Below are 14411 nucleotides of genomic sequence, written 5' to 3' on the forward strand. Positions count from 1 at the left end.
CCGATCATGTTCCGTTATACGAAGAAGACCTTGCTCCGCGAGGCACTGCTGATCCTGGTTGCCCTGATCTTCCTGCTGCCGTTCTATTTCCTCATCAATCTGGCATTGAAAAACGGCAACGACGCCCTGACGACGTCGGCCATGCAGCTGGTCACCAACCCCACCCTTGACGCGTTTGGACAAGCCATTCGTGGCGGTCGCCAGGCAACGTTGATGGATGGAATGCTCAACAGCATCATCATCACCGCCGGCAGCGTTCTGGTGCTGGTGGCCGTGGGATCAATCTCGGCTTACACGTTGAGCCGCAGGACGGGCAAGCTGAGCAAAGCTGCCATGGGACTGATCCTGGTCACCATGGTTTTGCCGGCCCAAGCTGCCATCATCCCCATCTACGTGGGCATGCGGAACGTTGGCCTGGTGGGCACCCACGCAGGGACCATCATCATGTACGCCGGTGCCCTGCTGCCCATCTCCATCTTTTTGTACATGGGATTCACCAACGGCATCGCCAGGGATTATGAGGAAGCTGCCCAGATCGATGGCGCCTCCCGCTTCACGGTTTTCCGGAAGATCATCTTTCCCCTGCTGTCGCCAGCCACAGGTACGGTGGCGATCTTCACAGGACTCATCGTGTGGAACGACTTTTTCACGGGCCTGATCTTCCTTAACGGTTCAGATGCCGTCACGCTGCCGGTGGTGATCTACAACTTCGTCGGCGAGAGCGTCTCCCAGTGGAACGTGATCTTCGCAGCGATCATCATCTCCATGATCCCCATTCTGGCGTTCTTCCTGGTGGCCCAGAAGAAATTCATCCAAGGCTTTACTGGAGGGGTTAAATCTTGAGCCCGCTCGAAGTTGTCACAGAAGGTCAACGCCGCGCTGATTTGGGAGACGGGACCTACATCAACCCGGTGTTCGCCGGTGACCACCCGGATCCCACCCTCCTTCGGGACGGTGATGACTACTACCTCACTTTCTCCTCGTTTGAGTCCACGCCGGGGTTGATCATCTGGCACTCCACGGATCTCCTCAACTGGCGGCCCCTGGGCCCCGCGTTGCCCACCCCCATTGGCAACGTCTTTGCAGCTGACATGTGCAAGGTTGATGGCCGGTACTTCATTTACGTTCCCGTCATTTCCACGTCCGTGTCGCCGGATCCGGCCGCTCCAGCCCAGATCTACGTCATCCACGCTGAGTCCATGGCCGGCCCGTGGAGCGAACCCGTCAACCTGGGGATCAACGGACACATCGACCCAGGGCACGTGGTGGGGGAGGACGGCCACCGCTATCTGTTCCTGAGTGGCGTGAGCCGCGTGCGCCTGAGTGCGGACGGCTTGTCCACGGACGGCCCCCTAGAGCATGTCTACGATGGCTGGCGTTACCCGGATGATTGGGTGACTGAGGCTTACGCACTGGAAGGACCCAAACTCACCAGACGCGGCGAATGGTTTTACCTGACGACGGCGGTGGGCGGCACCTCCGGTCCGCCCACAGGGCACATGGTCACCGTGGCCCGCTCCCGTTCGATTCACGGACCGTGGGAAGACTGCCCTGCCAACCCCATCATCCGTACCTGGGATGCCTCTGAACCGTGGTGGAGCAAAGGGCACGCCACGATTTTCGAGGGCCCGCGCGGTCAATGGTGGAGTATTTACCATGCCTATGAAAACGGCTTCAGCACCTTGGGGCGCCAGACTCTGGTGGAGCCCATCGAATGGGACAGCGAAGGGTGGCCCCGGGCGGCGGGCGGGGATCTGTCCCGGCCGTTGCAGGCACCTGTTCCAAGCACGTCATCCGCAGGCGGTACCAGCCATGGGATTCAGCTTTCGGACGATTTCGCAGAGGACCGGTTCGGTATCCAATGGTCGTTCCATGCCCCTGGCAAGAACGAGTATTCGCGGGTTTCATTGGACGACGGCCTGGTTCTCGCCGCCAGCGGCAGCGACCCATCCAACAGTTCTCCGCTGACCTGCATTGTGGGGGACAGGCGCTACGAGGTCACCGTTGAAGCGGAGTTTTCCGGTGGCGCCGAAGGTGGACTGCTGCTCTATTACAGTGACCGGCTGTTCTGCGGGATGGGCCATGATGGGGAACGGCTCCGGAGCTACCGCGCCGGAAAGAACATTCCCTATTGGCGGGAACCGGCTCCGGCGTCGTCAACCATCCACTTCCGCATTGTCAACGATTCACACATCGTCACGCAGTATTACAGCACCGATGGGGTCAACTGGACCCGCCACGGGCTGCGGTACGAGATGTCCGGCTACAACACCAATACCGCCGGCGAGCTTCTGAGCCTGCGGCCTGCCCTGTTTGCCACGGGCTCCGGCCACGTGCGGTTCAGGAACTTCCACTACCGGGCGCTTGAAGACTGACGTTCCACCACAAAGTTACAAAAGGCGGGCCCACCAATCATGGTGGACCCGCCTTTCCAGGTCCGGCTTACGACGTGCCGTGCGGTTTGGACGGCTATTGACTGCTCCGTGCCAGCGACCGGGCCAGCGACCGTGCTCCCAGGACTGCGAGCGCCACGGACGTCAGGGTTGGATTGCAGGCGGTGGACGTCGGGATCACGCCATTGCCGGCTACGTACAGCCCCTCAGTACCCCAGACCTGGCTGTCCGGACCGCACACGGACCGGCCGTCGTCGTGCTGTCCCATCCGCACCGAGCCCTGGTAGTGCAGCGAGGAACCGGCGGGGAGGAGGAACGGCGGCCTGTCGTCCAGGAAGGTTCCCAGGGCTTTACCCGCGCGGGTCACGGCGTCCTTGGCCTCATCAATGACCCGCAGGTCGTTCCAGGTGAGGTTGTAGTTGATGCTCATGCGCGGCATTCCGTAGTGGTCCAGGCTGGTGTCATCGAATTCCACCCTGTTCTCTTCCACGGTTTCCGTGGCGCAGAACCAGCCCAGGCCTACGACGGATCCGGGCACTACCGGATCGTCGTCAGCCAGTGGTACGGGCGAGGCATCAAGCTGCATCACCTGGCCGTGGAAAGGCTCATCGTCCGTGTAGGGAACCCAGGACACGCCACTGTGCAGGGCAGCCCCGGTGCCGGCAGCGTGGGCCCCTTCGGCCACAACATCGGCCGGCAAACGGACAGCGCTGATAACCTGCGGCTGGTCATTCAAGTACCGGCCCAGTGCCCGCGGCCGCACACCCGAAGCGAACAGGAGCTGCGGTGTGCGGAGGGCATCGGCGGCTACCACCACTGCGGGCGCGCGGACCTTGGTGACTGCCCCGGTGGTGAGGTCCTTCAGTTCCACTCCGGTGACGCGTCCGGCGTCGAGCGTTACGCGTTGGCACAGTGTCTGGTCAAGGAGCTCAAACGAGTCGCCGCGGGTGGCGGGTTCAGCCAGCGGGCCAAGAACGACGTCGGTCCCGGACCACGTGATGGTGCCATCCGGATGCTTTTGCACGGCAAGCGGCATGGGCTGGATGGCGGCCGCACCCGTGCGGTCAAAAGCATGCTCCAGCAGGCGCCGCACTTCGGCGGAGAAGGGGGCGTCAATGAATGCCCCGGCGGTGACGGACAGGAGCCGTTCGGCCTCGGTAAGTGCTGCGTCCAGCGTGCCGTCATCCAGGAAAGAGATGCGCTCGGATGCGCCGGGTCGGGGGCAAGCGCAGGTCCAGTGGGCACCCATGCCACCAACGTTGCTGGACATCGCAGCGGCCGGCATTCCCGCTAAGGGAGCGAATTCGTCCGGGCGCAACAGGAACGTTCCTGGCCGTCCCGGTCCGGGGACGGGGGACTCCGGGCTGAGGGAGGTGACCGGTCCTTGCGATGCCAGTTGCGCGGCTGCCCTTTCCTGCGGATCCTGCACGTTTTTGACGTGCAGGCCCGGTTGTTCGGACAGCGACGGGCCGGCTTCGACCATGAGGACCCGCAGCCGCGGAGCCTCCTCGTGGAGGATGCGGGCATACGCGGAGCCGGTGGGGCCGCTGCCAACAATGACGACGTCGTATTCAATGGGTGGGGTTTTCACGGGAATCCTTTGCGGATCACTCAGTGCCCGGCGTGTGAACCTGCAGCACGGTGCCCGGGAGCATCAGCGCACAGTGCGCGCGGTGGGCGATGCAGGCACCTGGTGGAAACGCTAGCTGGTGCAGGTGCCCGGGAACATCCTGTGGGGCATTCGATCTGTGGATAAGCGGCATTGGCGTTCCTGATCCGGCCTCCACTGCCATTTGCCGCAAGCCGACAGTAGCGTTGGACTACGCCCGTCGTAGGTCGGTGCGAAATGTCGCGACCAGTGCGCGCCAAACACGAGGAGCTGGGTGTTGAATATCGCCCATCAGATCAAGCGTGGAGTCAGTTTCTACAGCTACCAGGAAGAATGCTTCCTGAAGAAGATGTCCCTGGAGGACTGTGTCAGCGAGGCCGCCTCCATAGGCGCTTTAGGACTCGAGGTTATCCCGGAGCAGTCCATCACTGGATATCCGGATCCCGGCGAAGCCTTCTACCGCACGTGGGATGGCTGGATGCAGCAGTACGGCACCACCACGGTGGCCACGGATCTTTTCCTGGACACCAAGCGGTACCCCGGCCGGGCCATGACCCTGGATGAGATGACGGCGTCTGTCCGCAAGGACTTGGACATCGCCAAGAGGATGGGCGCCCGGAATGTCCGCGCCATCATCAACACGCCACCGGAAGTCATGGAGGCCTGCGCTTCCTACGCTGAGAAGCTGGGCCTGAAGTTGCTTTTGGAAGTACACGCGCCCTTCCACTACGAGCACCCCTGGGTGATCCGGCACTTGGAAGTCATGCACCGGTTGCAGTCTCCGGCGTTGGGGTTCATGCCGGACATGGGTACGTTCGTTGAACGTTTCCCCCGGGTCATGTCGGACCGGGCGTTGCGTGATGGGGCCCGTCCCCACTTTGTGGATCTAGCGGTGGAAACGTACAACAGCCGTGGGGATGTCCACGGACTGATGGACACGTTCAACTACATGGGCGCCAACCCGGTGGAGCAGGGCATTGCCCGTCTCTCCACGTTCCTTACCTGGAACGATCCGCGCGGGATGTTGGAGCACATGCCGCTGATCCACCACATCCAGGCCAAGTTTTACGAGATGACCGATGAAGGTGTGGAGTACAGCATTCCTTACGAAAAGATCATTCCGGTGCTGATTGAGGGTGGCTACCAGGGTTACCTCTCCAGCGAGTACGAGGGCAACAGACACATCCAGGACATTTTTGAGGTGGACAGCGTGGAGCAGGTCCGCCGGCAGCACCGGATGTTTGAGCGCCTGCTCGGCGAAGGCTCGCCCACTGAAAATGCGGGGGTCGCCGCGGGCGCCTCAACCCAGGGAGGTCACAGTGTTCGATAAGTACATGATCGTTGAAGACACGCTCCGCAACGTGGTGAAGGGCGACGACGTCACCGGCTTCCAGCTTGGCGTTCGGCTTCCGTACTACCGCGGCTTGGGGCTTTCCATGGTGGAGGACGTACAGGTCACGGTCGACGGCGAGACAGCTCCTGCCTCTGCGGTGTCCCTGACCGTCCACGGAAACACGTACAAACTGACAGACCTTCCAGGGGTCTTTGATGACCGCTGGGAAATGGGCGAGATCGCAACAGTGGCTGTGGACAAGCCCGGCGGACTGGGCTTGGGCGAGCACTCCGTGGCAGTCCGTGAGCGGTTGAGGATCTCCTATATGCCCGTTCCGGGCGGCGGCGCCGATCAAAAGGTACTAACACTCCAGGACTGACCGCCGTGGCCGGCGCAATGTCCACCACCAACGAAAGGATCACGGTGACATTGGCGCCGGCACAGCACGAGCTTGTGGAAAGCCTCATGGAATCCATGACGTGGGAACAGAAGCTTGCCCAACTTCAAATAGCATTCCGTCCGCGGCTGGAGGATGCTGCGGAGCTGGTTCGCGGCGGAATCGGTGCCATCTTTTGGCCCCGCAGTGCCGCTGCCACCAATGAGCTGCAGAGAATTGCCCGCGAGGAAACTCCCCACGGCATCCCACTGCTGGTGGGGTTGGATGTGATCCACGGACAACGGACCACTTTTCCGGTACCCCTCGCCCAGGCGGCCAGCTTTGACCCGGCCACCGCAGAGCTGGATGCCCGCATCACGGCGCAGGAGGCGGCTTCCGGGGGAGTCAACTGGACGTTCTCGCCCATGATCGATGTTTCCCGGGACCCTCGCTGGGGCCGGGTGGTTGAGGGCTTTGGAGAAGACACCTACGTCAACAGCGTGTTCGGCGCGGCCAAGGTGCGCGGCTACCAAGGGGAATCGTTGGGTGATCCCGGCTCCTTGCTGGCGTGTGCCAAACACTTCGTGGCCTACGGGCAGGCGGAGGGTGGACGGGACTACAACACCGTTGATGTTTCCGGCCAGCGGCTTCGCAACGTCTATCTGGAACCGTTCAGGACTGCTGTCGACGCCGGCGTGGCCACGGTCATGGCGGCATTCAACACGGTTTCCGGGCGGCCCGCGCACGCCAACCACCACCTGCTGACCTCCATTTTGAAAGAGGAGTTCGGATTCCAGGGTGTGGTGGTGGGTGACGCCGACGGCGTGGTCAATCTGCTGGACCACGGCATTGCCGATGACCTTGATGACGCGCTGGGGCAGTCGTTTGCTGCTGGCCTGGACGTTGAAATGGGCGGCAACGTGACAACGGCCGACGGCGGCGCCCGCCTTGGGCCGGATGACGTGCCGTTGGCCCGTGTGGACGACGCCGTCCGGCGGGTTCTGCGCCTGAAACTTGCGTTGGGATTGTTTAGCGATCCCTTCAAGGCCCCTGAACAAGAGGTGACGGCACCGTCTCCCGAGAGCCGGATTGCTGCCCTGGCTACTGCGGAGAAAGGGCTGGTTCTGCTCAAGAACCAGTCCGTCCTGCCGCTCGGCCCGTCTCGCCAGCGGGTACTCCTTGTGGGGCCGTATGCCAACAGCACCGACCACCTCGGTGCGTGGGTCCAGTCCTTTGCCGAACCAGCCGGTTCCCTGGCCGAGGCAATCCGGCAAGAGTGCCCGGAATGGCAACTGACAGTGCGAGACGCCACGGGCTTTTTTGGCGGCGACCCCGGATCGATAGTCCAGACCGTGGCTGATGCCGCTGACTTCGACGCGATCGTGGTTGCCGTCGGAGAACCCTCGGCGTTGTCAGGTGAGGCAAACTCCCGCAGCGACCTCCGGCTTCCCGGCGCCCAGGAAGAGTTGATTCTTGCTGTGGCTGCCACCGGTACGCCGTCGGCCGTTGTCATGTTCAACGGGCGGCCCTTGGTGACCGCTGCGTGGATTGATGCCGTGCCGGCGTTTCTGGAGGCGTGGCACTCGGGGCTGGAGGGTCCGCGTGCCGTGGCCCGTGCCCTGAGCGGCGCCGTGAACCCGGGCGGGCGGTTGCCTATGACGTTCCCACGGTCTTCCAGCCAGGTACCCATCTACTACGACCACGAAAACACGGGGCGTCCGGCCACAGTTTCCGGAACGATCGACGGCGGCGCCCACGACGTTGGGTTGATGGGTCCAGGGAACACGGATGACCATTACACGTCCAAGTACAGGGACCTTGAACTTGGACCGCAGTTCCCCTTTGGGCACGGACTCAGTTACACCACCTTCCAGTACGGCGCACCCAGTGTGACACCGGCCAGTATCTCCGTGGAGGACCTCCGGGCAGGCGGATCAGTCCAGGTGTCGGTCTCTGTCACGAACACCGGGGCCGTGGCAGGGGACGAGGTCACCATGGTGTTCATCCGGGACCTGGTGGCGTCGCTGTCCCAGCCTGTCCGCCGGCTGCGCTCCTTCACCAGGTCAACGCTGGGGCCGGGCCAGTCCGCAACACTGACTTTCGAGCTGGGCTGGAAGGACCTCGGTTTCTGGGACAACCAGGATCACTACGCAGTAGAGGCCGGGTCCTTTGAAGTCCATGTGGGCGGAGGCCTGGACCACACCCAGCTTGTGGAGCTCCGCGTGTCCTGAGGAGGATCGGTGTTGGCTCGCGGGACTAAATCCGCCGCGGTGGCGGTTACGCCATGGGACTGGATACGGTGAGCGCCTTCCTGGCGATGCGGACGAAACGAGACCACATGACAACAACGGCAAGTGACGGCGTCGGATTCCGCTCCCAACGGGGACCCATCCTGATTGCGCTGATGTTGGCCACGGGCCTGGTAGCGATCGATGCCACCATCGTTGCCACGGCGGTGCCGTCAATCGTGGCGGACATCGGCGGTTTTTCCTCGTTTCCTTGGCTGTTTTCCGCGTATCTGTTGGCGCAGGCAGTGTCCGTGCCCGTGTACGCCAAACTCTCGGACGTCGTAGGCCGAAAGCCAATGATTTTGGGCGGGATTGGCCTGTTCCTGCTTGGCTCGATTCTCTGCGGGCTGGCCTGGAGCATGCCGGCGCTCATTGCGTTCCGTGTGCTCCAGGGGCTTGGGGCCGGCGCGGTCCAGCCCGTTGCTATCACCATTGCGGGCGATATCTATACCTTGGCGGAACGGGCCAAGGTCCAGGGGTATTTGGCTAGCGTGTGGGCGGTCTCTTCTGTTGTGGGACCCACTCTTGGAGGTATCTTCGCGTCGCTGGGAATCTGGCGCTGGATCTTCCTGATCAACATTCCGCTGTGCCTGCTGGCTGGTTGGATGCTCCTGCGTACTTTCCACGAGAACGTGGAGCGGACCAAGCACCGCATTGACTACCTGGGTGCCGGACTGCTGACGATTTCGTTGAGCCTGCTCATCCTCGGAGCCCTTCAGGGTGGTCAAGCGTGGCCTTGGGACTCCGCGATCAGCATCTCGGTTTTTGCCGGCGGAGCGGTGTTGTTCCTTGTGTTTCTCCTGGTGGAAAGGAGGGCCGCTGAACCTGTCCTCCCACCGTGGGTTGTCTCCCGCAGGCTGCTGGCGACCACGGCCATGATCTCTTTCGGCGTTGGTGCAGTCATGCTCGGGCTTACCAGCTACGTCCCAACGTTCCTGGAAGGGTCACTGAAGACCTCACCCCTGCTGGCCGGGCTCGCCTTGGCGGCCTTGACCATTGGCTGGCCCATCAGCGCGTCCCAAGCCGGCAGGTTCTACCTCCGCATCGGCTTTCGGAACACGGCCCTCATCGGCATAGCGATCACAGTGATCGGAGCTGCCGTCCTAGCCCTCACGGCCCCCACCCCCAATATCCTGCTCGTGGCGGCGGCTTGCTTCATCGTCGGGCTCGGGCTTGGGCTGGTGGCAACGCCGAGCCTTATTGCCGCGCAAACCAGTGTTGAATGGAATGAACGCGGCGTAGTCACCGGCACCAACCTCTTTGCACGTTCAATTGGCAGCTCCATTGGTGTGGCCGTTTTCGGTGCCATTGCCAACGCCATCTATGCCAACGGTCCCCATGGTGGCCCGGATCCGCAAACCACCGTGCAAGCCTCATCAGCCGTTTTCCTGGCGGTACTCGTCAGTGCCGCCCTCACTGTAGTGGCGGTTCTGGTGATGCCCGCCGACGGAAAGCTCAGCGCCAGGGAACGGACACGCAAGCCCAGCTCGGAACCTGCTAACGATTAGTCTCGAACCTATGGATGAACTGATCACCGGAACCCTGGAAAAGTTGTTTGAAGGAACCGTCTGGGCTGAGGGCCCACTATGGATTCCGACGTCGCAGACCCTTCGCTGGAGCGATATCCCCAACAACAGGATTCTCGAATTCTCTCCCGGCACCGGCGCGACGCGCGAATACGCCACCGGCGTGGAGTACACCAACGGGCGAACGCTCCACCACGACGGCAGCGTGGTGCAGTGCAGCCACGGCCGCAGGCGCGTCGAGAAGGACCACGACGGCGTGGTGACGCCGATCGTTGATGCGTTCGGTGAGTATCGGCTCAACTCGCCCAACGATGTTGTGGTGGCAGGGGATGGGACGGTCTGGTTTACCGATCCTCCTTACGGAATCCTGCCCGGGACGGTGGAAGGACATGAGGGCGAGCAGGAATACGGCGGTTGCTACGTGTTCCGCTTCGACCCCGCCAGGGACGAACTGACTCCTGTGGTCACTGATTTGGTGCATCCCAACGGCCTCGCGTTCTCCCCGGATGAATCGCTTCTCTACGTTGCGGACACGGCGGGCCCTGGCCACGGAGTACCGTTCCGCATTGCCGTCTACCCGGTGGTGGGTGGCTCGTGCGGGACGGGCAGCACGTTCGTTGAGCTCGAAGACGACGCGGCCTCGGACGGATTCCGCGTAGACGTCGAGGGGCGGGTATGGACGTCAGCGGGCTCGTCAGTTCGTGTCTACGCCCCCAACGGTGCGCTGCTGGCCGCCGTCGAGGTTCCTGAAACGGTTTCCAATCTCTGCTTTGGAGGGGCCGACGGTGCAGATCTCTACATCACGGCCACCACGGCCCTGTACCGGCTGCGTACTTCCACGAGGGACGCACACCTACACACTGACCGCTAGGCTTGCCCGGCTCCGCCCGATACCCTGAACACAGCACCAGCACTGCGATCGAGGGAGTGAATGTGTCCGGAAGCAACCCCGACCCGTATGAGGACAAGATCACCGGCTTGGAGCCTGGCGGGGGAGTGCCCCCTGGCGAAACACCTCCCGGCGAATCTTCAACAGCCGGCCCCCAAGGCCACGACGAAGGCGGCCCCAGGAAAGGTACGCAGGTCCTGTGGCTGGGAGCCATCGGTGCCGGTGTGCTGCTCACTCTCCTGTTCTTCATCGGCTACATCGTGGGTTTCTTCGACTAGGAGGCGGGCATGAAGGCGATCACTTACCAGCGATATGGAAGCCCGGAAGTCCTTGAACTAACGGACCAGCCCATGCCCAAGGTTGGGCCGGGCGTGGTCCTGGTTAAAGTGAAGGCCACCTCGGTCAATCCCGTGGACTGGAAGATCATGGCCGGGTACTTGGACTCGTTCATGGACCTTCAATTCCCGGCGATCCCCGGCTGGGACGTAGCCGGCGTTGTCGAAGCTGTCGGAATTGATGCTCCGCACTTCAAACCTGGTGACGAAGTGATTTCCTACGGCCGTAAGGACTACGTCCACGGGGGAAGCTTTGCAGAGTATATTGCCCTCCCCGAGCGGCTGCTCGCCCGAAAGCCACAATCCTTGGAATGGAACGAGTCTGCCGGGCTCCCCTTGGCCGGACTTACAGCCCTTCAGGTCCTTAACCGATTGGGTCTGACGTCGGGAGAGACTGTGCTGATCCACGGCGGCTCCGGCGGAGTGGGCTCCCTGGGTATTCAGATCGCCGTCGCGCGCGGCGCCAAGGTGATCGCCACGGCGTCGGAAAGGAACCATGACTTCCTGCGGTCCCTGGGCGCCGAGGCCGTTGCCTACGGTGACGGACTCGCCGAAAAGGTGAAGGCGTTGCGTCCCGAAGGCGTGGAGGTGGTGGCCGACTTCGTGGGTGGCAATCTTGACACAACCTTGGAGGTCCTGGCCGGGAACGGCCGGCACGCCTCCATCGCCGACAGCGAGGTGGAAGCCCACGGCGGTACCTGGATGTGGGTCAATCCCGTGGGAGCTGAGCTGCAGCAGCTCGCTGACTTGGTGGACGAGCACAAGATGCGGGTGGAGGTGGCGCAAGCCCTTCCATTGGCTAAGGCAGTTGATGCTTTCCGGCTCAACATGGAAGGGCATACGCGCGGGAAGATAGTGGTCACAGTTCCCTAACCCCAGGCTCCGCCCAAACAGGCTCCTTACTCCACGAGCTTACCGGCGACCGAATCGTCCGCGTTGGCCTCGGCGAGCGCCCGGAAGGAATCCGGAGCCGGAGGCAGGCTTTCGAAACTGACGCCCTCATCTGTGGACCAGACAAAGTTCCCTTGCAGCGCGGGATCTGCCGTTGGGTAGTCAGCCCGGTTGTGGGCTCCGCGGGTTTCGCGGCGTTCGAGCGCGCACTCGAGGGTGGCTCGTGCTGCCAGCAGGGAGCCGAGGAGGTCATAGGCGTGGGCCAGATCATCGAAGCCTGCGATGTCCGGGTGGGCTGTGACCAGTTGGGCACGTTCCTCCAAGGCGGTCAATTTCTCCAGTCCTCGTTCCAGTCCTTGTTCCGTCCGCACAACTCCGGCGTGTTCGGTCATGAGGTTTCGTAGTTCACGCTGCAGCCTGCGGGCGGACTCTGTTCCACGTTCGCCGAGCAGTGTCTGCATTTCCCCGCGGGCTATTCCGATCGCCCCGGGATCCCGGACAATGTGGGTGCGTGAATGAACGTAGTGGGCCACGTGTTCGCCGGTGATACGACCGTAGACGAGCAACTCAATCAATGAATTCCCGCCGAGACGGTTGGCGCCGTGAAGCCCGGAGGATGCCTCACCGATTGCATAAAGGCCGTTCACTCCCGTTCCGTGGTCCTCCGGTGCAACCCACACCCCGCCCATTGAGTAATGAGCGGTGGGCGCAATTTCGATTTTGGTGGTGGTGATGTCCAGCATCTGCAGGTCGATCATGGTGCGGTAGACCCGGGGCAGCTTTTCCATGATGGTTTCCCGAGGCAGGTGGGAGACGTCCAGGTAGACGCCGCCCTTCTCGGTCCCGCGACCTTCGGCGACCTCCGTGAATGCGGCCAGCGCAACCCGGTCACGGGTGGACAGTTCCATGCGCTCGGGATCGTAGCGTTCCATAAAGCGCTCACCCAGAGCGTTGGTGAGGATGCCTCCCTCTCCGCGCGCCGCCTCGGAGACCAGGGTGCCGGCGGCGTCGTCTGGCTCCAAGAGGCCGGAAGGGTGGAACTGGACCAGCTCGGCGTCGCGGATCCTGGCTCCGGCCAGCGCGGCCAGGCGGAAGGAATCCCCGGTGTTCTCATCGCGTCGGGAAGAGGTGTGACGCCAGATGCGTGTGTGCCCGCCCGCGGCCAGGATGACCGCATCAGCGTGGATCTGCACGGGGGTACCGTCTACGACGTCGAATCCGTAGGCTCCAAAGACGGTGCCGTCGGCAACAAGCAACCTCGTGATGTAGACGGTGTCGATGATGGGGACGTTCAACTCTGCCGCCCGGCGCATCAGGGTGCGCTGGATTTCCAACCCGGTGTAGTCCCCGGCGTAGGCGGTACGCCGATACTTGTGGGCGCCAAAGAATCGCTGGGAAATTCGTCCATCCGCCTCCCGGGCGAACGGCATACCCCACCGTTCAAGGTCCTCGATACCTCGTGCCGCGTTGCGGGCTACGGTCTCCACGATTGCGGGATCGGCTAGGAAGTAGGACTCCCGCAAGGTATCAGCGGCGTGCTGCTGCCAGCTGTCCTCAGGGTCCATGGTGCCCAGCGCGGCGTTGATGCCCCCGGCGGCCAGGCTCGTGTGGGCGTCGTGTTTGCGACGCTTACCCACCGCCAACACCTGGACCCCGCGCTGGGCGAGTTCAATGGAAGCGCGCAGACCGGCGCCTCCGGTGCCGATAACGAGCACCGAAGTGGACAAAAGTCGTTCTGGAGTGGTGTTGAGGTTCATGACTATCACGCTAAATGGCTTTACATCATGTATCCAATGAATTATTTGAGTCACCACGATGCATTTATGCTATGAGAATGAAGCTAGAGCAGTTACGCTCCTTCGAGGCCATCGCCCGAGTGGGGCACTTCACACGCGCGGCGGAGCAGTTGTATCTTGCGCAACCTTCTCTTAGCCGGCAGATCGCAGCACTTGAGGCCGATCTTGGAATGGCCCTGTTCCATCGCGGACCCTCGGGAGCAACTCTGACGACTGCGGGAGAGCTCCTCCTGCCCATAGCCCGGCGCATGCTTGGAGACGCAGAGACTGCGCGGGAGCAGATGAACGAGCTAGCGGGATTGCGGCGGGGCCGCATTCGCCTGGGCGCCCCACCTACCCTGTGCGTCTCACTGGTGGCCGATGTGCTGGCCGCCTTCCGAAGTGCGCACCCCGGAGTCGAACTGCACATCACCGAAGGCGGTTCGCGATTCCTGGTTGATGCCCTGAACGAAAGCGCGCTGGACCTGGCCTTGGTGGTAACCCGTGGATCGGATCCCGCCGTGCACGGCACGGAATTGATTCCGCTGCTGACCGAGGAGCTGGTGGTTGTGTCGGCCGCTGGATCTGCGCAGCGCGAAGAGCTCACCCTGGAAGAACTGGCGAACATTCCGCAGGTGGCCTTCAACAGAAGTTATGACCTGAGGGTGGCCACCGAGGCGGCCTTTTCCGCCAGAGGATTGGAACCGCTGATCGCCGTCGAAGGCGCAGAGATGGACGCCGTGCTGCGGTTCGTGGAACGGGGACTGGGCGTGGCGGTGGTGCCGGCAATGGTTGTCATCGGCCGGCCTGGGCTGCGTAGTGCCCGTTTGGTCAACCCGTCGCTGACACGGACCGTCAACCTGGCCCGACGCAACGACATCGCTCCTTCGGCAGCCACGGCAGCAATGCAGGACTTTATCTTCACCACGGTGGACCGGCTTGCCGCGCCAGGCACTGAGCTTGCACGCCTGGTCACGCCAACTCAGCGCCGCTGAC

General features: G+C 62.7%; 12 protein-coding genes. 10 read left to right on the forward strand and 2 right to left on the reverse strand.

All coding sequences use genetic code 11. The features are described from left to right. Positions 1–6: 6 nt before the first annotated feature. Positions 7–843, forward strand: coding sequence for a carbohydrate ABC transporter permease (locus ACZ5J0_RS02745; RefSeq protein WP_223941673.1), 837 nt, complete (start codon positions 7–9; stop codon positions 841–843). After that, positions 840–2375: a family 43 glycosylhydrolase gene (locus tag ACZ5J0_RS02750; protein WP_464094125.1), complete on the forward strand. Its 1536-nt coding sequence runs from the start codon at positions 840–842 to the stop codon at positions 2373–2375. The genes ACZ5J0_RS02745 and ACZ5J0_RS02750 overlap by 4 nt, the downstream gene beginning before the upstream one ends. Positions 2376–2469: 94 nt before the next feature. On the opposite strand, the gene ACZ5J0_RS02755 is transcribed toward ACZ5J0_RS02750, so the two are convergent. After that, positions 2470–3984: a GMC oxidoreductase gene (locus ACZ5J0_RS02755; protein ID WP_464094126.1), complete on the reverse strand. Its 1515-nt coding sequence runs from the start codon at positions 3982–3984 to the stop codon at positions 2470–2472. Between the two features lie 292 nt (positions 3985–4276). Here ACZ5J0_RS02755 and ACZ5J0_RS02760 point away from each other — a divergent pair, with 292 nt between their 5' ends. The 7 genes from ACZ5J0_RS02760 to ACZ5J0_RS02790 all read left to right on the forward strand — a co-directional run bounded on the left by ACZ5J0_RS02760 (position 4277) and on the right by ACZ5J0_RS02790 (position 11622). Then, positions 4277–5332 (forward strand): TIM barrel protein, encoded by a 1056-nt coding sequence (locus tag ACZ5J0_RS02760; RefSeq protein WP_464094127.1) that lies wholly within the window; start codon positions 4277–4279, stop codon positions 5330–5332. A gap of 4 nt (positions 5333–5336) precedes the next feature. Further along, positions 5337–5714 carry a C-glycoside deglycosidase beta subunit domain-containing protein gene (locus ACZ5J0_RS02765; RefSeq protein ID WP_223941677.1) on the forward strand — a complete coding sequence of 126 codons (378 nt, stop codon included), beginning with the start codon at positions 5337–5339 and terminating at the stop codon, positions 5712–5714. 5 nt (positions 5715–5719) lie between these two features. Further along, on the forward strand, positions 5720–7942 hold the full coding sequence (locus ACZ5J0_RS02770; protein ID WP_464094128.1) for a glycoside hydrolase family 3 N-terminal domain-containing protein: 2223 nt from the start codon (positions 5720–5722) through the stop codon (positions 7940–7942). Between the two features lie 107 nt (positions 7943–8049). Then, positions 8050–9507 (forward strand): MFS transporter, encoded by a 1458-nt coding sequence (locus ACZ5J0_RS02775; RefSeq protein ID WP_464094129.1) that lies wholly within the window; start codon positions 8050–8052, stop codon positions 9505–9507. 10 nt (positions 9508–9517) lie between these two features. Then, positions 9518–10396 carry an SMP-30/gluconolactonase/LRE family protein gene (locus tag ACZ5J0_RS02780; protein ID WP_223941680.1) on the forward strand — a complete coding sequence of 293 codons (879 nt, stop codon included), beginning with the start codon at positions 9518–9520 and terminating at the stop codon, positions 10394–10396. 62 nt (positions 10397–10458) lie between these two features. Continuing rightward, a complete protein-coding gene (locus ACZ5J0_RS02785) occupies positions 10459–10692 on the forward strand; it encodes a DUF6480 family protein (RefSeq protein ID WP_142936817.1) in 234 nt (77 codons plus the stop codon). Between the two features lie 9 nt (positions 10693–10701). Further along, entirely contained in the window at positions 10702–11622 is a 921-nt protein-coding gene (locus tag ACZ5J0_RS02790) for an NADP-dependent oxidoreductase (RefSeq protein ID WP_464094130.1), read from the forward strand. Positions 11623–11648: 26 nt separating this feature from the next. Here the strand turns inward: ACZ5J0_RS02790 and ACZ5J0_RS02795 are convergent, their stop codons facing one another. Next, a complete protein-coding gene (locus tag ACZ5J0_RS02795) occupies positions 11649–13397 on the reverse strand; it encodes an L-aspartate oxidase (protein ID WP_464094131.1) in 1749 nt (582 codons plus the stop codon). A 71-nt stretch (positions 13398–13468) separates the two neighbouring features. On the opposite strand from ACZ5J0_RS02795, the gene ACZ5J0_RS02800 reads away from it, so the two are divergent. After that, positions 13469–14410, forward strand: coding sequence for a LysR family transcriptional regulator (locus ACZ5J0_RS02800; protein WP_223941683.1), 942 nt, complete (start codon positions 13469–13471; stop codon positions 14408–14410). Position 14411 lies beyond the last annotated feature (1 nt).

The sequence above is a fragment of the Arthrobacter sp. DualSoilB13 genome, assembly GCF_055389195.1.

What these genes read in the sequence shown, in the direction of transcription:
- ACZ5J0_RS02790 (WP_464094130.1), top strand. Translation starts at nt 10,702, where the DNA reads ATGAAGGCGATCACTTACCAGCGATATGGAAGCCCGGAAGTCCTTGAA.
- ACZ5J0_RS02795 (WP_464094131.1), bottom strand. Translation starts at nt 13,397, where the DNA reads ATGAACCTCAACACCACTCCAGAACGACTTTTGTCCACTTCGGTGCTC.
- ACZ5J0_RS02780 (WP_223941680.1), top strand. Translation starts at nt 9,518, where the DNA reads ATGGATGAACTGATCACCGGAACCCTGGAAAAGTTGTTTGAAGGAACC.
- ACZ5J0_RS02800 (WP_223941683.1), top strand. Translation starts at nt 13,469, where the DNA reads ATGAGAATGAAGCTAGAGCAGTTACGCTCCTTCGAGGCCATCGCCCGA.
- ACZ5J0_RS02765 (WP_223941677.1), top strand. Translation starts at nt 5,337, where the DNA reads ATGATCGTTGAAGACACGCTCCGCAACGTGGTGAAGGGCGACGACGTC.
- ACZ5J0_RS02775 (WP_464094129.1), top strand. Translation starts at nt 8,050, where the DNA reads ATGACAACAACGGCAAGTGACGGCGTCGGATTCCGCTCCCAACGGGGA.
- ACZ5J0_RS02745 (WP_223941673.1), top strand. Translation starts at nt 7, where the DNA reads ATGTTCCGTTATACGAAGAAGACCTTGCTCCGCGAGGCACTGCTGATC.